17 protein-coding genes are annotated in these 19938 nt (G+C 71.5%); 4 read left to right on the plus strand and 13 right to left on the minus strand.

Annotation, left to right across the window (positions count from 1 at the left end; all coding sequences use genetic code 11):
• Window positions 1-159 precede the first annotated feature (159 nt).
• From pstB to mshD, 8 genes are all read right to left on the minus strand, one after another.
• Window positions 160-936: a phosphate ABC transporter ATP-binding protein PstB gene (pstB, locus tag ABD346_RS05535; RefSeq protein WP_344372241.1), complete on the minus strand. Its 777-nt coding sequence runs from the start codon at window positions 934-936 to the stop codon at window positions 160-162.
• A 51-nt stretch (window positions 937-987) separates the two neighbouring features.
• Window positions 988-2061, minus strand: a complete 1074-nt coding sequence (gene pstA, locus ABD346_RS05540) for a phosphate ABC transporter permease PstA (RefSeq protein ID WP_344372242.1) — start codon at window positions 2059-2061, stop codon at window positions 988-990.
• A 58-nt stretch (window positions 2062-2119) separates the two neighbouring features.
• Window positions 2120-3118: a phosphate ABC transporter permease subunit PstC gene (pstC, locus tag ABD346_RS05545; RefSeq protein WP_344372244.1), complete on the minus strand. Its 999-nt coding sequence runs from the start codon at window positions 3116-3118 to the stop codon at window positions 2120-2122.
• A gap of 137 nt (window positions 3119-3255) precedes the next feature.
• The gene (gene pstS / locus ABD346_RS05550) at window positions 3256-4395 is read right to left on the minus strand and encodes a phosphate ABC transporter substrate-binding protein PstS (protein ID WP_344372247.1); all 1140 of its coding nucleotides are present in this window, start codon (window positions 4393-4395) and stop codon (window positions 3256-3258) included.
• Window positions 4396-4648: 253 nt separating this feature from the next.
• Window positions 4649-5077, minus strand: coding sequence for an NUDIX hydrolase (locus ABD346_RS05555; RefSeq protein ID WP_344372250.1), 429 nt, complete (start codon window positions 5075-5077; stop codon window positions 4649-4651).
• Window positions 5074-6096 (minus strand): CHAD domain-containing protein, encoded by a 1023-nt coding sequence (locus ABD346_RS05560; protein ID WP_344372252.1) that lies wholly within the window; start codon window positions 6094-6096, stop codon window positions 5074-5076. The genes ABD346_RS05555 and ABD346_RS05560 overlap by 4 nt, the downstream gene beginning before the upstream one ends.
• Window positions 6083-8308: an RNA degradosome polyphosphate kinase gene (locus tag ABD346_RS05565; RefSeq protein ID WP_344372255.1), complete on the minus strand. Its 2226-nt coding sequence runs from the start codon at window positions 8306-8308 to the stop codon at window positions 6083-6085. Before ABD346_RS05565 ends, ABD346_RS05560 begins: the two co-directional genes overlap by 14 nt.
• Window positions 8309-8585: 277 nt before the next feature.
• A complete protein-coding gene (gene mshD, locus ABD346_RS05570; RefSeq protein WP_344372258.1) occupies window positions 8586-9509 on the minus strand; it encodes a mycothiol synthase in 924 nt (307 codons plus the stop codon).
• A 242-nt stretch (window positions 9510-9751) separates the two neighbouring features.
• On the opposite strand from mshD, the gene ABD346_RS05575 reads away from it, so the two are divergent.
• Window positions 9752-11575, plus strand: coding sequence for a bifunctional metallophosphatase/5'-nucleotidase (locus tag ABD346_RS05575; RefSeq protein WP_344372261.1), 1824 nt, complete (start codon window positions 9752-9754; stop codon window positions 11573-11575).
• Window positions 11576-11764: 189 nt separating this feature from the next.
• Here the strand turns inward: ABD346_RS05575 and ABD346_RS05580 are convergent, their stop codons facing one another.
• The 5 genes from ABD346_RS05580 to ABD346_RS05600 all read right to left on the minus strand — a co-directional run bounded on the left by ABD346_RS05580 (window position 11765) and on the right by ABD346_RS05600 (window position 17316).
• The gene (locus ABD346_RS05580) at window positions 11765-13240 is read right to left on the minus strand and encodes a sensor histidine kinase (RefSeq protein ID WP_425582961.1); all 1476 of its coding nucleotides are present in this window, start codon (window positions 13238-13240) and stop codon (window positions 11765-11767) included.
• Between the two features lie 5 nt (window positions 13241-13245).
• Entirely contained in the window at window positions 13246-13977 is a 732-nt protein-coding gene (locus ABD346_RS05585) for a response regulator transcription factor (protein ID WP_344372264.1), read from the minus strand.
• A 92-nt stretch (window positions 13978-14069) separates the two neighbouring features.
• Complete coding sequence (locus ABD346_RS05590; RefSeq protein ID WP_344372267.1) at window positions 14070-15311, minus strand: S1C family serine protease; 1242 nt, start codon at window positions 15309-15311, stop codon at window positions 14070-14072.
• Between the two features lie 111 nt (window positions 15312-15422).
• Window positions 15423-16445: a LacI family DNA-binding transcriptional regulator gene (locus ABD346_RS05595; protein ID WP_053729012.1), complete on the minus strand. Its 1023-nt coding sequence runs from the start codon at window positions 16443-16445 to the stop codon at window positions 15423-15425.
• Window positions 16446-16548: 103 nt separating this feature from the next.
• Window positions 16549-17316, minus strand: a complete 768-nt coding sequence (locus ABD346_RS05600) for a response regulator transcription factor (RefSeq protein ID WP_344372272.1) — start codon at window positions 17314-17316, stop codon at window positions 16549-16551.
• A gap of 233 nt (window positions 17317-17549) precedes the next feature.
• On the opposite strand from ABD346_RS05600, the gene ABD346_RS05605 reads away from it, so the two are divergent.
• Genes ABD346_RS05605 through ABD346_RS05615 form a run of 3 tightly spaced genes read left to right on the plus strand, consistent with a single transcriptional unit; the run spans window position 17550 to window position 19920 of the window.
• Window positions 17550-18368 (plus strand): alpha/beta hydrolase, encoded by an 819-nt coding sequence (locus tag ABD346_RS05605; RefSeq protein ID WP_344372275.1) that lies wholly within the window; start codon window positions 17550-17552, stop codon window positions 18366-18368.
• 33 nt (window positions 18369-18401) lie between these two features.
• A complete protein-coding gene (locus tag ABD346_RS05610) occupies window positions 18402-18656 on the plus strand; it encodes a MoaD/ThiS family protein (RefSeq protein WP_053729010.1) in 255 nt (84 codons plus the stop codon).
• Between the two features lie 10 nt (window positions 18657-18666).
• Window positions 18667-19920 carry a hypothetical protein gene (locus ABD346_RS05615; protein ID WP_344372279.1) on the plus strand — a complete coding sequence of 418 codons (1254 nt, stop codon included), beginning with the start codon at window positions 18667-18669 and terminating at the stop codon, window positions 19918-19920.
• Window positions 19921-19938 lie beyond the last annotated feature (18 nt).

The raw sequence follows: 19938 nt of genomic DNA on the forward strand, positions 1-19938 counted from the left end.
AGCGCCCTTCACGCGCGAACGGGGTCCGGGGCGGAGCCCCAGGGGCCAGGGTTGTCGCGCGCGGGCGTACGTAAATGGGCCCGCCCCGGGTTTGCCGGGGCGGGCCCTTCGTCTTGCGGTGGCACCGCCATGCAGCACCGCAGACGCTCTGGGACGGGCCTAGCCGAAGCGGCCCGAGATGTAGTCCTCCGTGGCCTGCACGGACGGGTTGGAGAAGATCCGCTCCGTCTCGTCGATCTCGATCAGCTTGCCCGGCTGACCGACCGCCGCGAGGTTGAAGAACGCCGTACGGTCCGAGACCCGCGCCGCCTGCTGCATGTTGTGCGTCACGATCACGATCGTGAAGCGTCCCTTGAGCTCCCCGATCAGGTCCTCGATCGCGAGCGTGGAGATGGGGTCGAGGGCCGAGCAGGGCTCGTCCATGAGCAGAACGTCCGGTTCCACCGCGATCGCCCGCGCTATGCACAGGCGCTGCTGCTGGCCGCCGGAGAGGCCCGAACCCGGCTTGTTCAGGCGGTCCTTCACCTCGTTCCAGAGGTTCGCGCCCTTGAGGGACTTCTCGACGACGTCCGCCAGTTCGCTCTTCTTGAAATTGCCGTTCAGGCGCAGGCCCGCCGCCACGTTGTCGAAGATCGACATCGTCGGGAACGGGTTCGGGCGCTGGAACACCATGCCGACCGTACGGCGGACCGCCACCGGGTCGACCGCGGAGCCGTACAGGTTCTCGTCGTCCAGGAGCACCTTGCCCTCGACGCGGCCGCCGGGGGTCACCTCGTGCATGCGGTTCAGGGTGCGCAGGAACGTGGACTTGCCGCAGCCGGACGGGCCGATGAAGGCCGTCACCGAGCGCGGCTCGACCGTCATCGAGATGTCGTCGATCGCCTTGTGGGCGCCGTAGTAGGCGGAGAGGCCCGATACGTCGATTCGCTTGGCCATGTCACTTACTCACTGCTTCTGTAGGGGGATCAGTCGCTGTATGGCCGCGCGTCAGCGACCGGTCTTCGGGGCCTTCCAGCGGGCGATGCCGCGGGCCACCAGATTCAGGATCATGACGAAGGCGATCAGGACCAGGGCGGCCGCCCACGCGCGGTCGTACGACGCGTCGCTGCCGACTCGGTACTGCTCCCAGATGTAGAACGGGAGCGAGGACTGAGCACCGTCGAACGGGTTCGTGTTGATCAGCTGGTTGCCGAAGACGAGCAGCATGATCGGGGCGGTCTCGCCGGCGATGCGGGCGATCGCGAGCATGAAGCCCGTGGTGATGCCGCCGATCGCGGTCGGGATGACCACCTTCAGGATGGTGCGCCACTTCGGCACGCCGAGGGCGAGGGAGGCCTCGCGCAGCTCGTTCGGGACGAGCTTGAGCATCTCCTCCGTGGAGCGGACCACGACCGGCATCATCAGGATCGACAGGGCGAGCGAGCCCATGAAGCCCGACGGCTGCAGGTCGAACATCAGCATCAGGGTCAGGATGAACAGGCCCGCGACGATCGACGGGATGCCCGTCATGACGTCGACGAAGAAGGTCACGGCCTTGGCGAGCGCGCCCTTGCCGTACTCCACCAGGTAGACCGCGGTCAGCAGGCCGAGCGGCGCGGAGATCAGGGTGGCGATGCCGATCTGCTCCAGGGTGCCGATCAGCGCGTGGTAGATGCCGCCGCCCTGCTCGAAGGCGGGCACGCCGGCCATCGAGTGGGTCAGGAAGTATCCGTTGAGGACCTTGGTGCCGCGGCTGATCGTCGTCCACAGGAGCGAGAACAGCGGGATCACGGCGAGGATGAAGCAGACCCAGACCAGGGAGGTCGCCACCCGGTCCTTGGCCTGCCGCTTGTTCTCGACGGCCGAGGTGACCGCGTACGAGATGAGGACGAACAGCAGGGCCGCTATCAGGCCCCACTGGACCTTGCTCTGCAGATCGAAGGCGAGGCCGATGCCGACGGCGAGGGCGATCGCGGCGACCGCGAAGCCGGCTCCGGCCCAGCGGGGCAGGGAGCGGTGGCTGAGGCTGCCCTTGCGGGGGGCCGGGGTGGCCGGGGCTTCCTGAACGGCTACGTGGCTCATGCGTGGCTCCCTTCGGGGGCTCGTCCTGCGGGGTGGAGGGCGGGGGAAGGCACCGGGCTCATGCGTTGGCCCCCGAGTACTCCTTGCGGCGGGCGATGATCATGCGGGCGCCGCCGTTGACCAGCAGGGTGAGGACGAAGAGGACCAGGCCGGAGGCGATCAGGGCGTCGCGGCCGAGCTGGTTGGCCTCGTCGAACTTCGCGGCGATGTTCTGCGCGAAGGTGCCGCCGCCCGGGTTGAGCAGGTGCAGCGAGAGGACGTAGCTCGGGGAGAGGACCGTGGCGACGGCCATCGTCTCGCCGAGCGCGCGGCCCAGGCCCAGCATCGAGGCGGAGATCACGCCCGAGCGGCCGAAGGGCAGCACCGAGAGGCGGATGACTTCCCAGCGGGTCGCGCCGAGGGCCAGGGCGGCCTCCTCGTTCATGCGCGGGACCTGGAGGAAGACCTCGCGGCTGACGCTGGTCACGATCGGCAGGATCATGATCGCGAGCAGGATGCCGACGGTGAAGATGGAGCGGGCGACGCCGACTTCGGTCTTCTCGAAGAGGACGGTCCAGCCCAGGTACGAGTCGAGCCAGTCGTTGAGGCCGCCGAGGTAGGGCACCAGGAACAGGGCGCCCCAGATGCCGTAGACGATCGACGGTACGGCGGCGAGCAGATCGACGACGTACGCCAGCGGTGCGGCCAGCTTGCGCGGCGCGTAGTGCGAGATGAACAGGGCGATGCCGACGGCGACCGGGACCGCGATGGCCATCGCGATGACCGAGCTGACGACGGTGCCGAAGAGCAGGACCGCGATGCCGAACACCGGCGGTTGGCCGGCCGGGTTCCAGTCGAAGGTGGTCAGGAAGTTGCCCTGGTCCTCGGAGATCGCGATGCCGGCCCGGATGCTCAGGAAGATGGCGATGGCCGCCATGACGACGAGCAGGAAGATGCCCGAGCCCCGGGAGAGCCCGAGGAAGATCTTGTCGCCCGCGCGGCCGGTGGACTGCTTGCGGCGCGCTGCCGGGGCGGGAGCGGGTGGCGGAGGTGTGTCCGTTGCTATGGAAGAAGCCATGATCTTTCCGGTCTGTGGGCGGGGACCGGACGGGTCCCCTGGCGGCGGTGCACCGGATGGTGTGCGGCGGGGACCGGATCGGGGTCCCCGCCCCACGCGAGCCGCCGGGTCTTCGGCCCGGCGGCTCAACTGTCGCTCTACTGGAGGGAGTTGATGGTCTCGACGACCTTGGCGTTGATCTCGGACGGGATCGGCGCGTAGCTGGCGTCGGTGAGCAGCTTCTGCCCGTCGGCGCCGGCGGCGTAGGAGAGGAAGGACTTGACCGCGGGGAGGGTGGCGGCCTTGTTGCCCTTGTCGCAGGCGACCTCGTAGGTCACGAGGACGATCGGGTAGGCGTTGTCGGCCTTGGTCGCGTAGTCCAGCTTCAGCGCCAGGTCCTTGCCGGTGCCGGCGATCTTCGCGGCGGCGATGGCGGTGGAGGCGTTCGCGGAGCTGGCCTTGACCGGGGCGGAGGCGCCGGTGTTGATGTCCACGGTCTTGATCGACTGGGACGAGGCGTAGGAGAGCTCGAAGTAGCCGATGGCGCCGTTGGTCTGCTTGACCTGGGCGGCGACGCCGGCGGAGCCGGAGGCGGCCTGGCCGCCGGGGGCGGCCCACTTCTTGGCGGGCGCGTACGTCCAGTCGGCCTTGGCCGTGGCGCTGAGGTACTTGGTGAGGTTCTCGGTGGTGCCGGAGTCCTCGGAGCGGTGGAAGGCCTGGATCGCCAGGTCCGGGAGCTTGGCGCCCGGGTTCAGCTTGGCGATGGCCTCGTCGTTCCACTTGGTGATCTTGCCGCTGAAGATCTTGGCGAGGGACGAGGCGTCCAGGACGAGGCTGTCGACGCCCTCGACGTGGAAGCCGATCGCGATCGGGCCGCCGACCATCGGCAGGTTGATGCCCTGGCCGCCGGTGCAGACCTTCTTGGAGTCCTCGACCTGCTGCGGGTTGAGCGGCGAGTCGGAGCCGGCGAAGGCGACCGTGCCCTGGGTGAAGGCGACGATGCCCTCACCGGAGGAGGAGGACTTGTAGTTGATCTGCGCGTCCTTGCAGGCCGCCATGTAGTTCTTGACCCAGAGGTCCATGGCGTTCTTCTGCGCGGAGGAGCCGGAGGCCAGGAGCTGGCCCTTGGCGCCGTCGCACTTCACGTTGGAGGCGGCCCCGGAGGCCGTGCCGCCGGTCCCGCCCGTGGTCCCGCCGCCGTTGTTGTCGCTGCCGCACGCCGTGAGGGCCAGGGCGCTGGACACGGCGATGACGCCGAGGGCGGTGGCGCGGAGCCGGTTCTTGCGCTGAAGCTTCACTTTCGGGTGTTCCTTCCGGGAGCCGCCGGTTTCCGTTCGTTGTACGGCGGCGTGCGTGGATGGGCGGTGAGGGCGGGGTGCCGTGCACCGTGTAAGGCCGAAATTAGGCAGAACAGGTGAAGCGGTCGGCGGGGGAGAGTTAACGGAAGGTGAACCGTGGCGGGCAGTGCGGTGCCGACCGTTACCGGTTCGTGTTCAGCAGGCGTACGGAACCGATTCTGCGCCCGGGGTGCGCCGCTGTTGAGACCGGATTTCAGGCGGAGTGCAGCGCGTCGAGCAGCGCCAGGACCAGCTGCCGGTCGCGGGGCTGGGTGAGGCGGTGGTGGGCGGCCGCCGGGGGCAGCCAGAGCAGCCGGTCGACCTCGGAGTTCGCGGTGAACCGGCCCTCGCCCGCCTCGGCGGCCCAGTACTCGACCCGCTTGGGGCGGCCCTGGCCGTCCGTGTAGTGCACGGTGGGCAGCGCGGCACCCGGCGTGCACTGGTACCCGGTCTCCTCCAGTACCTCGCGCAGCGCACCCGCGAGCCCCGCCTCGCCCCGCTTCAGCTTGCCCTTGGGGTGCGACCAGTCGTCGTACTTCGGCCGGTGGACGAGGCAGACCTCAAGCCCGCCGTCGCCCCACGGCGAGCGGCGCCACAGCACGCAGCCCGCCGCGAGGACGGTTCCGTCGGGGGCGGTGCTCATGGTGCGGCCGTGGTCGCCGTGGGTGCTGAAGCCGAGGGTGCCGAGGTCACCGCCACCGGCTGCCAGACCCGCTGGAAGGCGAAGCGGGCCGCCTCCACGTCGTGCCGCTGGTCGGCGTGGAGCACGCCGAGCGCGTACGCGGTGGCCGGCGCGATCCGGGGCGTGCGGGCCGCGGCCGATGCCGCCGACGCGGCTTCGGCGGCGTCCCGGTGCCGGTCGAGGGCCCGCCCCGCGGCAAGGAGGCGCTCGGGGGGATCCTGCTCGCCGAGCCCGTGGTGCAGCACTTCCTGGGCGTACCGGTGCAGCCGGAGCAGCAGGCGCACCTGGTGCCAGGGGCTGTCCTGGGACTCGCTCTCGTGGACCAGGGCCTCCGCGTTGTACGGATGGGCGGCCCGGGCGAGCGGCAGCGCGGCCACCGCCCGGTCGAGGCGGTCCTCGGCGTCCAGGGCCGCGGGTGCGAGCACCTCGCAGGCGTGGGCGGCGGCCGCCGACGCCAGGGGCACCTCGCTGGCCAGCAGCGCGACCGCGTCCGCCACGGCGTGGAAGCGGGACGAGCCGAGCGCCTGGAGCGCCGCCGAGTGGGCCCGGGTGCGGGCCAGGGTCAGCTGCCGCTCCAGGAGCGCGCCGGCTCGGGCGGCGCCCACCGTGAGGGTGCCCGCGTCACCGCGCGGCGCCGGCACCCCGGGACCGGACAGCCGGTGCAGCGCGTCCAGGAGCCGGGTGAGCCGGGCCGAGCAGGAGTGCTCGCCCGCCAGCGTGCCCGACAGCCAGGCGAGTTCGGCCCGCAGCCGGTCGGCCCACTCCGGGTCGAGCAGCGGGCGGAAGGTGTGCAGGGTGCCGCTGATGCGGCGGGCCGCCGCGCGCAGGGCGCGGGCCGCCTCCTCGCTGGAGTGGTTGTCGGGACCCGCCTCGCGGTGGAGGCGGAGGCTGCGCAGGAATTCCCCTGCCTGCGCGTGGAGATAGGGGGCGAGGACCTCGCCCGCCAGCTCCTGTCCGGCGATGTTCTCAGGGCGTTGCACGCCGGCGCCTCCGGGCGTCTATCAGCATCTCCTGTACGTTCCGCAGCGGCTGTCCCTCGGCATCGGTCGCGTGCCGGTTCCAGTTCCCGTCGGCGCCCAGGTGCCAGGACGACGTGGTGTCCGACATCCCGGTCTCAAGGAGCCGGCTCAGGGCCGCGCGGTGGGCCGGGTCGGCGACCCGGACCAGTGCCTCGATGCGTCGGTCGAGGTTGCGGTGCATCATGTCGGCGCTGCCGAACCAGACTTCGGGCTCGCCGCCGTTCCCGAAGGCGAAGACCCGCGAGTGCTCCAGGAAGCGGCCGAGGATCGAGCGGACCCGGATGTTCTCCGAGAGCCCGGTCACGCCCGGCCGTATCGCGCAGATGCCGCGCACCCAGATGTCGACGGGCACGCCGGCCTGGGAGGCCCGGTAGCAGGCGTCGATGACGGCCTCGTCGACCATCGAGTTGACCTTGATGCGGACGTAGGCGGGCCGCCCGGCGTGCTGGTGGGCGATCTCCTTGTTGATCCGCGAAATCAGGCCGTCCCGAAGGGACTTGGGGGCGACGAGCAGACGCCGGTAGGTCTCGCGGCGCGAATACCCGGACAGCCGGTTGAAGAGGTCCGAGAGGTCCGCGCCGACCTGCGGGTCGGCGGTGAGCAGCCCCAGGTCCTCGTACAGGCGGGCCGTCTTCGGGTGGTAGTTGCCGGTCCCGACGTGGCTGTAGCGGCGCAGGGTGTCGCCCTCCTGGCGCACCACGAGGGAGAGCTTGCAGTGCGTCTTGAGGCCGACGAGCCCGTACACGACGTGGCAGCCGGACTCCTCCAGCTTGCGTGCCCACTTGATGTTGGCCTGCTCGTCGAAGCGCGCCTTGATCTCGACGAGGACGAGGACCTGCTTGCCCGACTCGGCCGCGTCTATCAAGGCGTCCACGATCGGCGAGTCGCCCGAAGTCCGGTACAGGGTCTGCTTGATGGCCAGCACGTCCGGGTCGGAGGCGGCCTGTTCCAGGAAGGCCTGCACCGAGGTCGAGAACGAGTCGTACGGGTGGTGCAGCAGTACGTCGCGTTCGCGCAGCGCCGCGAAGATGTCGGGCGCGGAGGCGGATTCGACCTCGGCGAGGTCGCGGTGGGTGCCCGCGACGAACTTGGGGAACTTCAGCTCCGGCCGGTCGAGCGCAGAGATCCCGAACAGGCCGGTCAGGTCGAGCGGGCCCGGCAGCGGGTAGACCTCGGCGTCCGAGATCTTCAACTCCCGTACCAGCAGGTCGAGTACGTACGGGTCGATGGACTCCTCGACCTCCAGCCGCACCGGCGGGCCGAAGCGGCGCCGCATGAGCTCCTTCTCCAGGGCCTGGAGCAGGTTCTCGGCGTCGTCCTCCTCGACTTCGAGGTCCTCGTTGCGCGTCACCCGGAACATGTGGTGCGCGAGCACCTCCATGCCGGGGAACAGCTCCTCCAGGTGCGCCGCGATGACGTCCTCAAGGGGCACGTAGCGCTGCGGAGAGGCCTCCAGGAAGCGGGAGAGCAGCGGCGGCACCTTCACGCGCGCGAAGTGGCGGTGGCCCGAGACCGGGTTGCGCACCACCACGGCGAGGTTGAGCGAGAGCCCCGAGATGTACGGGAAGGGGTGCGCGGGGTCGACGGCCAGCGGGGTGAGGACCGGGAAGATCTGCTGGCGGAACAGGGTGAAGAGGCGGGCCTGCTCCTTCTCCGTGAGCTCCGGCCAGCGGATCAGGTGGATGCCCTCGTCGGCCAGGGCCGGGGCGACGTCCTGCTGGTAGCAGGCGGCGTGCCGGGCCATGAGCTCGCGCGAGCGGGTCCAGATCAGGTCGAGGACCTCGCGCGGCTGGAGGCCGGAGGCGGAGCGGGTGGCGACGCCGGTGGCGATGCGGCGCTTGAGTCCGGCGACCCGGACCATGAAGAACTCGTCCAGGTTCGAGGCGAAGATCGCCAGGAAGTTCGCCCGCTCCAGGAGCGGGGTCGCCGGGTCCTCGGCGAGCTCCAGGACGCGCTCGTTGAACGCGAGCCAGCTGCGTTCGCGGTCCAGGAAGCGGCCCGAGGGGAGCTCGTCGCCCTCGCTCTCGTCCTCGTAGCCGTCCAGGTCGGCATCGATGTCCGGCTCGAGATCGGAGACGGCGGCCGCGAGCGTGTGCGGCCGGTGCGCGGCTATGGAGCCGACGGACGGCTGGGCGGGCTGGAGCGGGACCTCGGCGCTGGGCTGCTGGCTCATGTCCCCATTGTTCCGCGCGCCGGGGGTGTCCAGCGCGTCGGAGAGGGCGGGAGTGAGTGCCCGGGGGGATCTCGTGGGGGGAACTGTTCCGTTCCGGGTGGCGGGCGCCGGCGGCTTCATTACGCGAGCGTCGCAAGCGTGTCTGAATGGCTGGTTACGAGGACATGACGTGCGGGCCACCGAACCCCGGCCCCCGGGCGACGCCCAGGGGGCCGGTCCGCGGGGCGCGGCCACCAGAATGCGGCGGCCGGCCCGTCCGGGCAAGAGGTGCGGGAGGTCAGGACTCCGCGCGGTACATCAGGTCCACCTCGTGGGTGGTGAAGCCGAGGCGCTCGTAGACCGTGACCGCCGCGGTGTTGTCGGCGTCGACGTACAGCATCGCGGTGGGCAGGCCCTCGGCCGCCAGGTGGCGCAGACCCGTCGCCGTCAGCGCCTTGCCGAGGCCGCCGCCCTGGGCGTCCGGCCGGATCCCGACGACGTACACCTCGCCGAGCCGCTCCTCGGCGTGCACCTTCGTCCAGTGGAACCCGACGATCTCGCCGGCGCGCTCCGCGAGGAAGAAGCCCTTGGGGTCGAACCAGGGCTCGGCCTTGCGGTCGTCGAGGTCGCGCTGGGTGAGGGAGCCCTGCTCGGGGTGGTGCGCGAAGGCCGCCGCGTTCACCGCGAGCCAGGCCGCGTCGTCCTCGCCCGGCGTGAAGGTGCGCACGGTGACGCCCTCGGGCCAGACGGGCTCGGCGATGTCGAGCGGGCTCAACGGGCGCCGCAGCTGGCGCAGTTCGCGGAACAGGGTCAGGCCGAGGACCTGGGCGAGGTGGCGGGCCGCCGAGTGGCCGCCGTGCGCCCACACCCGCAGCCGCTTGCCGGTCGCGCCGAGCAGCGCGCTGCCCAGCGCCCGGCCGTGCCCGTGGCCGCGGTGCGCGGGGTGCACGACGAGCTCGGCGGCGGGTGCCTCGACCGGGTCGGTGTCCTCCAGCTGGGCGTACCCGGCGAGCACGTCGCCCACGGTCAGCAGAAAATGCCGCACGCCCTCGCGCCGGCCCCCGCGCAACTGGAGCCGCCCCTGCTCGGAGACGGCCTGCTGCCCGTCGCCGCGGGCGGCGTCGGCGATGAGGTCGAGGACGGCCTGCGCCTGCGAGTGACCGAGCTCGTCGAGCGTCTGGATCTCGCGGGAGGACGGGGTGGGGACGGCTGCGTCTGTCATGTGTACGAGGGTACGGGGGAGGGCGTCGCGGACGGGGCCGGGTGAGGGAGCCGGATCGCCCACGCGCCGTATGTGAACGCGCCCGTATGTGATCGGTCTCCGGTCGGTATGTGGTTGGTCCTCGGCCCGTACGTGATCAACGGCAACCAGCTCGTAACCCGCCACCCCCTGTTGCGCTACGCGCGTTGACCCTAGGCTGCGCCGGGACTTCACTGGAAACTCACAGGGGACTTTCAGAACATATGCCAGCGAAACCCCACATGAAGCGTGCCGCCACACGAATGTGGGCGGGGGCCGCCGGACTTGCCACCGTCGGGGCGCTCGTCGCCGCGATGCCCGCCGACGCGCACGACCGCGGTCACGGCCACCACCCCAAGCCGGACCGCACCGTCGACGTACAGCTGCTCTCCTTCAACGACTTGCACGGCAACCTGGAGCCCCCGGCCGGCTCCGCAGGGGCGGTGACGGAGCGTCAGGCGGACGGGACCACCAAGTCCGTGCCGGCCGGCGGCATGGAGTACCTCGCCACCTCGCTGCGCACCGCGCGCCAGGGCCACCCGTACTCCATCACCGCGGCCGGCGGCGACATGATCGGCGCGAGCCCGCTGCTCTCGGGGCTCTTCCACGACGAGCCGACCATCGAGGCGCTCAACAAGCTCAAGCTGGACGTCACGGCCGTCGGCAACCACGAGTTCGACGAGGGCGCCACCGAGCTCGCCCGCATGCAGAACGGCGGCTGCCACCCCACCGAGGGCTGCTACGAGAAGGGCAAGAAGTTCCGCGGAGCGGACTTCCCCTACCTCGCGGCCAATGTGACCAGCGAGAAGACCGGCAAGCCGATCCTCAAGCCGTACACGGTGTGGCAGAAGAACGGCGTCAAGATCGGCTTCATCGGCGTGACGCTCGAAGGCACCCCGAACGTCGTCACCGCGTCCGGCGTCAAGGGGCTCAAGTTCGCCGACGAGATCGAGACGATCAACAAGTACGCCAAGGAACTGGACCGGCAGGGCGTCAAGTCCATCGTCGCCCTGATCCACGAGGGCGGCATGCCGTCCAGCAACGCGTACAACGACAGCTGCGACAGCCAGGGCCCCGGCAGCGGGATCTCCGGCCCGATCGTCGACATAGCCAAGGGCATCACGCCCAAGGTCGACGCGCTGATCACCGGCCACACCCACCAGGCGTACGTCTGTACCATCCCGGACCCGGCGGGCAACCCGCGCATGGTCACCTCGGCGGCGTCGTTCGGCAAGCTGTACACGGACACGACGCTGACGTACGACCGGCGTACGAACGACATCGTCCGCACGGCGGTGAAGCCGCAGCAGCTGCCGAAGTCGGCGAACCACATCGTCAGCCGGGACCAGCCCAAGGCCGCGGACATGTCCCAACTGATCGCCCGCTGGGGCAAGTTGGCGGCGCCGGTCGCGGGCCGTCCGCAGGGGTACATCTCGGCGGACATCAACGGCCGCGGCTCGGAGGATCTGGAGAAGCCCCTGGGCGACCTGATAGCGGACGCGCAATTGGCAGGTCTTTCCTCCCCCGACAAGGGCGGCGCGCAGATAGCCCTCATGAACCCGGGCGGCATCCGCTCGGACCTGGTGTACAAGGCGTCCGGCGGTGAGGGCGACGGTGTGGTGACCTACGGCGAGGCCTTCACGGTCCAGCCGTTCACCAACATGATGAACGTGGTCGACCTGACCGGGGCGCAGCTGATCACCGCGCTCCAGCAGCAGGTCAGCGGGCCGAACGCGGCCGACCCGAAGATCCTCCAGGTGTCGAAGGGGCTTACGTACACGCTGGACATGACGAAGTCGGGGGCGGCGCGGGTGGTCGTGGACACGGTGAAGCTGAACGGGGCCGGGATCGACCCCGCGAAGACGTACCGGGTCGCGATGAACGAGTTCCTGGCGGGCGGGGGTGACGGGTTCCCGGCGCTGGTGGGCAAGAACAAGCTGGTCGGGGCGTCCGACCTCGACGTCTTCGACGCGTACCTGACCGCGAACTCTTCGGCTTCCGCGCCGATGGCTCCGCCGGTGCGGGGTCGGATCACGGTGGTGAAGTAGCTGTCCCCTGCGGGGGGCTGAGGGGCGGCGGGGCCTGTGCGGCCCGCCGCCCCCTCTTGCGCTTTCGGCACTCCGTGCCGGGGGTTTGTCTGCAGGCCCGGTGGGGGCTGGTCGCGCAGTTCCCCGCGCCCCTAGCGGCATCGGACCTGGCCACGGGGTCTGGGGCGGAGCCCCAGGGGCCCGGCGGCCCTACGGGGTCTCCGGGGGTGGGGTCGGGGCGCCCGGCAGGGTGATGGTTGCCAGGGTGCCGCCCGACGCGGGGGCGGTCAGGGTCACCTCGCCGCCCGCGTGTTGCACCGTACGGGCCACGATGGACAGGCCGAGGCCCGAACCGGGGAGCGCCCGCGCCGAAGGGGAGCGCCAGAAGCGTTCGAAGACGTGCGGGAGGTCTTCGGCAGGGATGCCGGGGCCCTGGTCGCGGACGGTCAGGACACCCCGGTCCAGCGCCACCGTGACCGTCCCGCGCGGCGGACTGAACTTCACCGCGTTGTCCAGCACGTTCACCACCGCCCGCTGCAACGCCGCCGTGACCGTCCCGCGCGGCGGACTGAACTTCACCGCGTTGTCCAGCACGTTCACCACCGCCCGCTGCAACGCCGCCGGCTCGGCCCGCACGTACCAGGGCGCCAGCTGCGCCGTGATCGTCAGCTCCGGCCCGCGCAGCCGCGCCCGGTCGAGCGCGACCCGCGTGATGTCGTGCAGGCCGACCACCTCCAGCGGGCCCTCCCGGACCGCGTCCGGACGCGACAGCTCCTGCAAGTCGCCGATGAGCGAGGCGAGTTCGGACATCTGTGCCGTCACCGACGCCATCAGCGCCTTGCGGTCGGCGGGCGGAATGGCCCGCCCCGTCTCCTCGCTCCGGGCGAGCAGCTCGATGTTCGTACGCAGCGAGGTGAGCGGCGTACGCAGCTCGTGCCCGGCGTCCGCGATGAGCTGTGCCTGCCGGTCCCGGGAGGAGGCGAGCGCGGCGGTCATCGCGTTGAAGGAGAGGGAGAGGCGGGCGATCTCGTCCTCGCCCTCGACCGGGATGCGTACGGTCAGATCCTCGGTGCGGGCGACGTGTTCGACCGCGCCGGTCAGCTTGTCCACGGGCTTCAGGCCGGTCCGCGCCACCCACAGGCCCGCCGCACCCGCCGCGATCACGCCGATTCCCGCGAGGCCCGTCAGCAGCAGGGCCAGCCGGTTGAGGGCGGAGTCGACCTCGGTGAGCGGGCGGGACAGCGAGACGGTGACCCACCTGCCGTCGAACTCCTGGAACTGGGTGTGCACCCGGACGTCCATGCCGCCCTCGGTGGTACTGCTGTGCAGGGTCTCGGCCTTGAGGTTGTGGGCGCGGGCGACCGCGATGTCCTGGGGCTTGACCCTTACGGGCGGGGAGTCCGGGGCCACGCAGCGGGTGCCGTCCGGCAGGACCACCTGGATGTAGGCGAACGGCTTCTGCCCCGGGGGCAGGCTGCCCTGCGCGTTGCAGGTCTGGAGCGCGGTCAGCACCAGGCTGGCGGGCGCGCTGGTGTTGCGCAGCGTGGTGTCGAGCTCGGCGCGCAACTGGGCCCGGGTCAGCAGCCAGCAGGTGACGGCGACCGCCGCCACCGCCACCGCCACCGCCGTGGCCACCAGCATCGCCAGGCGGGACCGCAGCGGCATCGCGCGGTACCGGCCGAGCAGACGGTTCACTCCGCGCCGCCCGGCCGGAGCGCGTACCCCACGCCCCGCACCGTGTGCACGAGGCGCGGCTCGCCGCCCGCCTCCGTCTTGCGGCGCAGGTACATGACGTACACGTCGAGGGAGTTGGACGACGGCTCGAAGTCGAAGCCCCAGACCGCCTTGAGGATCTGCTCGCGGGTCAGCACCTGCCGCGGGTGGGCCAGGAACATCTCCAGGAGGGTGAACTCGGTGCGGGTCAGCTCCACCACCCGGGTGCCGCGGGTGACCTCGCGGGTGGAGAGGTCCATCCTCAGGTCCGCGAAGGTGAGGACGTTCCCGGCGTCCTGCCCGGCCGCCCCCGCGTCGACCGCGTACGAGCTGCGGCGCAGCAACGCCCGGATGCGGGCGAAGAGTTCGTCGAGCTCGAAGGGCTTGACCAGGTAGTCGTCGGCGCCCGCGTCGAGCCCGGTGACGCGGTCGCCGACCGTGTCGCGCGCGGTCAGCATCAGGATGGGCGTGGTGGAGCCGGCCGCGCGAAGGCGGCGGGCCGCGGTGAGCCCGTCCATCCTCGGCATCTGGATGTCCAGGACGATCAGCTCGGGCCGGTACGCCTCCGCCTTCGCGAGGGCGTCGAGGCCGTCGACGGCGACCTCGGTGCCGTATCCCTCGAAGGCGAGACTGCGCTGCAGCGCCTCGCGGACTGCGGGCTCGTCGTCGACGATCAGGATGCGCTGCGGGTCGTCCTCGGCGGGGCTCATGAGCGGGTTCCTTCTTCTGCTTCGTGCGGCTCGATGGCTTCAGCCTCGCACGCGGACGGTGCTGCGCGGGGCGGCTCGCTGCCCCGCGCGGATCAGTAGCTGCCGCCGAAGCCGCCGGAGCCGTTGCCGCCCTGGCTGTTGCCGCCGCCGGTGTCGGCGCCGCCGCTGCCACCGCCGCGCAGGCTCGCGAGGTCGGACTTGACGGTGTTGATCGGGATGGCGAAGCCGAGCCCGACACTGCCGGCCGACGAACCGCTCGCGGCGCTCGAACTCGGCGAGTACATCGCTGAGTTGATGCCGATGATGTTGCCGTTCATGTCGATGAGCGCGCCGCCGGAGTTGCCCGGGTTGAGCGAGGCGTCGGTCTGGAGCGCCTTGTACGTGGTCTTCGAGGAGCCGGTGTCGCCGTTGAACTGCTGCCCGCCGAACTCGAACGGCCAGCCGCCGTTCCCGCGTCCCTGGCCCCGACCCTGGCCCTGGTTGCCCTGCTCCTTGGCGACGGTGACATCGCGGTCGAGGGCGGAGACGATGCCGGAGGTGACGGTGCCGGTGAGGCCCTCGGGGGAGCCGATGGCGACGACCTGGTCGCCGACCGCGATCTTGCTGGAGTCGCCGAGGCTGGCGGGCTTGAGGCCGCTCGCCCCGTCCAGCTTGATCAGCGCGAGGTCCTTGTCGGGGTCGGTGCCGACGACCTTCGCGGTGTACGTCTTGCCGTTGCTGAGCTTCACCTTGATCGAGGTCGAGCCCGCGATGACGTGGTTGTTGGTGATGATCTGGCCGTCGGCGGTGATGATCACGCCCGCGCCGGTCGACTCGCCCGAGCCGGACGTCGCGTTGATCTCGACGATGCTCGGCATGACGGCCTTGGCGACGCCCGAGACCGTGCCGTTGGTGCTGTTGGAGGCGTTGGTGCCGCTGACCCCGGAGCTGACGGTGGAGCTGTCGTTGCCGACGTAGTGCTCGACGAGGCTCGCGGTGCCGCCGCCTATGGCCGCCGCGATGATGGCCACGGCCGCGAGGAGGCCGACCGGACGCCTGGCCCGCCGGGGCCGGGGGGCGCCCGCCTCGCCGCCGGCGAGGTGCGCGGTGCCGCCGTCGTTGCCGCCGCCGTGGAACCCTGCCTCGGGGTGGGCGGCCGTATTGCCGGGCCACACCGTGGTGCCGGGGCCGGTGGTCACCGGGGTGGCCGGCTGGTACGGGGGCGGCGGGGGGTAGGCGGCGCCGTAGGCCTCGGCCTCTCGCCGCGCGTCGTCCTTGGCTCGCTGCCAGGACTCATCGGAGTGGTTCGGCTGCTGCTCGGGGTACTCGCCGCTGCGGCGGGGGCTCTCGGTCATGTCTATGACGATCGCGAGCATTCATGAGAGCAGCCTGAGGACCGCGTAAGAAGCCCGGCAGAACCGTGTTTGCCCGATATAAGGACGCCCGGGCGCCCGGTGGCTGGCGGGTTATCCGCAGCCGCAGGAGCGGCGCACGACGAGCCGCGAGGGGAACTGCTTCAGGCGCTCCCGGCGCGAGCCCGCCACCCGCAGGCCGTCGTCCAGGACCAGATCGACGGCGGCCCGCGCCATGGCGGGCCGGTCGGAGGCGATCGTGGTGAGCGGCGGATCGGTGAGGGCCGCCTCCTTGACGTCGTCGAAGCCCGCCACGGCGAGCTCGCCCGGCACGTCGATGCGCAGCTCGCGGGCGGCCCGCAGCACGCCGATCGCCTGGTCGTCGGTCGCGCAGAAGATGGCCGGCGGCCGCTGGGGCCCGGCGAGGATCTCCAGGGCCACCTTGTAGGCGTCGTACCGGTTGTACGGGGCCTGGAAGAGGCGGCCTTCGAGGGAGCGGCCGGACTCCAGCATGGCCCGGCGCCAGCCCTCGACGTGGTCGGCCACCGGGTCGCCGACGGCCGGGGTCGACTCGATGCCGCCGAGGCAGGCGACGTACTCATGACCGTGTTCGAGCAGGTGGCGGGTGGCGAGCTGGGCGCCGCCGATGTCGTCCGTGACGACCGCGACGTCGTCGATGGCCTCGGGCCGCTCGTGAAGCAGCACCACACGGGCGTCCCAGGCGTCGATCTCGGCCGCGGCCCGCTCGCTGGGGCCCTGGCTGACCAGGATGAGCCCGGCGACCCGCATGCCGAGGAAGGCCCGCAGGTAGTGCACCTCGCGGTCGTCGATGTAGTCGGAGTTGCCGACCAGGACCATTTTTCCGCGCTCGGAGGCGGCCTGCTCGACGGCGTGCGCCATCTCCGCGAAGAACGGCTGGCGCGCGTCGGGGACGATCATTCCTATGAGGTCGGTGCGCCGCGACGCCATCGCCTGGGCGACCCGGTCCGGCCGGTACCCCAGCTCCTTGATCGCGGCGAGGACACGCTCGCGCGTGGCCGGGGCGACCGGCCGGGGTCCGTTGTTGATGACGTAACTGACGACGGCGGTCGAAGTACCCGCAAGTCGTGCCACGTCGTCCCGCGTCACCTTGGCCACGCGCGGCAGTCTACGCGGGGTGACCCGCCTCTGGGCAGGGCATATCGCAGGTCGTACCCCATGCGTGATCTGCCGTTCGGGTTACCCCGCCGAGGAAGGCGATCTACCGCTTCTGGGAGCGGGCCGCCGCTTCCTTCGTCTCGGCGGTGGCGGCGTCCACGACCGCCTTCGCCTTGGCGTCCTCGGCGGAGCGCTCGGGCTTCTCGGGCGTCACGAAGCGGTAGCCGACGTTGCGGACGGTGCCGATCAGCGACTCGTGCTCGGGGCCGAGCTTGGCCCGCAGTCGCCGTACGTGGACGTCGACCGTACGGGTGCCGCCGAAGTAGTCGTAGCCCCAGACCTCCTGGAGCAGCTGGGCGCGGGTGAACACCCGGCCCGGGTGCTGGGCGAGGTACTTGAGCAGCTCGAACTCCTTGAAGGTGAGGTCGAGGACCCGCCCCTTCAGCTTCGCGCTGTACGTCGCCTCGTCGACCGAGAGGTCGCCGTTGCGGATCTCCATGGGGGAGTCGTCGGAGGTGGCCTGTGCGCGGCCGGTGGCGAGCCGCAGCCGGGCCTCGACCTCGGCGGGCCCCGCGGTGTCGAGCAGGACGTCGTCGATGCCCCAGTCGGCGGTGACGGCGGCCAGGCCGCCCTCGGTCACGACCAGCATCAGCGGGCAGCCGGGGCCCGTGGAACGCAGGAGCTGGCACAGCGACCGCACGTGCGGCAGGTCGCGGCGGCCGTCGATCAGGATGACGTCGGCACCAGGGGTGTCGACGAGGGCCGGGCCCTCGGCGGGGGCCACCCGCACACTGTGCAGAAGCAGGCCGAGAGCGGGGAGCACCTCCGTCGACGGCTGAAGGGCGTTGGTCAGGAGCAGCAAGGAGCTCATCGCGCCCCACCTGCCCCGATGGTCCGCTTCGTATCGTGCACGGTTCGCTCGCCCATAACGTCGGTTCCTCCTCGGTCCCTGCGAGGACGCTGCGGCACTGCTTCGTACATTCAGGGCCTACCCGCCGGCCCTTTGTGTGAGCGTTTGTTCACCCGTCCGTAACAACGACCGGGAAACACAAAAGGACCCGGGGGCTACGTTGCCCGGATCCTCTGCCAAGGAGAATAGCCCACATGAATGCCGGGGCAGAGGGTCGATTTCACACTTCAGCTGTTTCCTCGATCACTCCTGGACCTCGGCGCGCAACCCTGTGTACGTCCGACGGTGTCCGTATCGAGGCGGTTTACGAACCGTGGGTGAAGGGCGCCTGCGACACCGCGATCGTGGTCGCCCACGGGTTCACCGGATCGGCCGACCGCCCCGCCGTACGAAGGGCCGCGGGCGTGTTCGCGCAGTACGCGGCCGTGATCACTTTCTCGTTCCGCGGGCACGGGAAGTCCGGCGGCCGTTCGACCGTCGGCGACCGCGAGGTGCTCGATCTGGCGGCGGCGGTCGAGTGGGCGAGATCACTCGGGTACGAACGGGTGGTGACGGTCGGCTTCTCGATGGGCGGCTCCGTGGTGCTGCGGCACGCGGCGACGTACCGGGGGAGCGCGCGGGGGCGCACGGAAGCAGTGGCGGCGGTCAGCGCACCCGCCCGCTGGTACTACCGGGGCACGGCCCCGATGCGGCGGGTGCACTGGCTCATCACCCGGCCCGCCGGGCGCCTGGTGGGAAGGGTCGGCTTCGCGACCCGCATCCACTCCGAGGACTGGGACCCGGTGCCGCTCTCGCCCGTCGAGGCGGTCCCGCTGATCGCGCCGACCCCGCTGCTCGTCGTGCACGGCGACCGCGACCCGTACTTCCCGGTGGACCACCCGCGCATGCTGGCGGCCGCCGGACCTGCGCAGTTGTGGCTGGAGCCGGGCATGGGGCACGCCGAGAACGCGGCCGGCGAGGAGCTGCTCGGGCGGATCGCGGGCTGGCTGACCGCCGCGCGGCCCGCCGCGTAGCCCATCATGGAGGGCGACGAAAGGAGCCTCACCATGGCAGCGGGAACCATCCGCTTCTGGGCCGCGGCCAAGTCCGCCGCCGGTGTCGGCGAGGAGCCGTACGCCGCCGGGACGCTGGCCGAAGCCCTCGACGCGGTGCGCGAACGGCACCCCGGAGAGCTCACGCGCGTACTGCAGCGGTGTTCCTTCCTGGTCGACGGTGACCCCGTCGGCAAGCGGAACCATGAGACCGTACGCCTTGCCGAGGGCGGCACGGTCGAGGTGCTCCCGCCGTTCGCAGGAGGGTGACCCCCACGTCATGAGCGAGCAGTACCCGTATCAGCAGCAGCCCCAGTACGACCAGTACGGGCAGCCCGTGCAGCCGCAGCCGCCGTTCCCGTACGAGCCGTACCAGGACCAGCAGCAGTACACGCAGACCTGGGAGGGGCAGACCTGGGACACCCAGTACCAGCCCACGATCCAGCCCGGGCCCGCCCAGCAGCCGGCGGAGCCCGCGCCGAGCCGGGGACGCCACGCGCAGCCCGCGCCCGGGCAGCCCTGGCAGGAGAGCGCGCCGGGGACGCCTTACGCGGCGGACACGGCGTACCTGCCGCCGCAGAACGGTGCGGGGACGACGTCCGTGCCGCTGCCGCCCGAGGTGCCGATGACGTCCGGGCCCGCCGCGGCGCCGGTGTACGAGCCGGCCGCGGCCCCCACGCATGTTTCCGTCCCGGTTCCCGGCCCCGTTCAGGCGTCGGGTTCGGCTTCCGGGGAGGGTCCGGCGTACACCTCGCCGACGACCGTCGGCAACGCGCGGATCACCGATGCCCAGCGGGCCCGCGCGGAGGGGCGTTCGCCGATCATCGCGCCCGGGATGCAGCCCGCCGCGCTCACCGCCGTACTGGGCCTGCTCCTCGCGGTGGCCGCCCCCCTGGGCCCGTACTCGCTCGCCGTGCCCTTGGTTCTCCTCCAGGCGGTGACGGCGGCGGGCTGGTTCCGCCTGAACGGGATGTGGCCGGCCCGGCAGGGCATCGCGCTCGCCTTCGCGGGCGGGCTCGTCGCCGACGTCGCCCTGCTCGCACTCGGCCGTGAGCACGCGCCCGCCGCGATCCTGGGCACGCTCGGGGCGTGGGTGCTGCTCACGCTCGTCCTCCAGCTGCGCTCGCACGCCGACCCCGACGAGCGGATGTACGGCCTGATGGCGACGGTCGCCTCGGCGGCGCTCGCGGTCCTGGCCGGCGGGTACCTCGCGGCGCCGCCGCACGCGGTGTCCGTGGGTGCGGCCGCCGTGGCCGTCGCGGCCCTCGCGCGGGCGCTGCCGCTGCCGTCGGCCGCCTCCGTGGTGGTCGCGCTGCTCGCGGCGGCGGGCGTGGGGATCGCGGTGGGCGGAATGACCGGCATCGGCGGGGGCGGCGCGCTGCTCGGCCTCGCGGCCGGGGGCTGCGCGCTGATCGGCCTGCGGGTCGCCTCGTACGACTACCCGTCCCGGTTCGTCCACATGACGGCGGGCGTGGCCCTGCCGCTCACCGCGGCCGTTCCTGTGCTGTATCTCATCGGGCGGGCCGTGGCGTAGGGAACCGCGGCTAGGCTC

Source organism: Streptomyces mauvecolor (assembly GCF_039532965.1).
Classification (GTDB): Bacteria; Actinomycetota; Actinomycetes; order Streptomycetales; family Streptomycetaceae; genus Streptomyces; species Streptomyces violascens.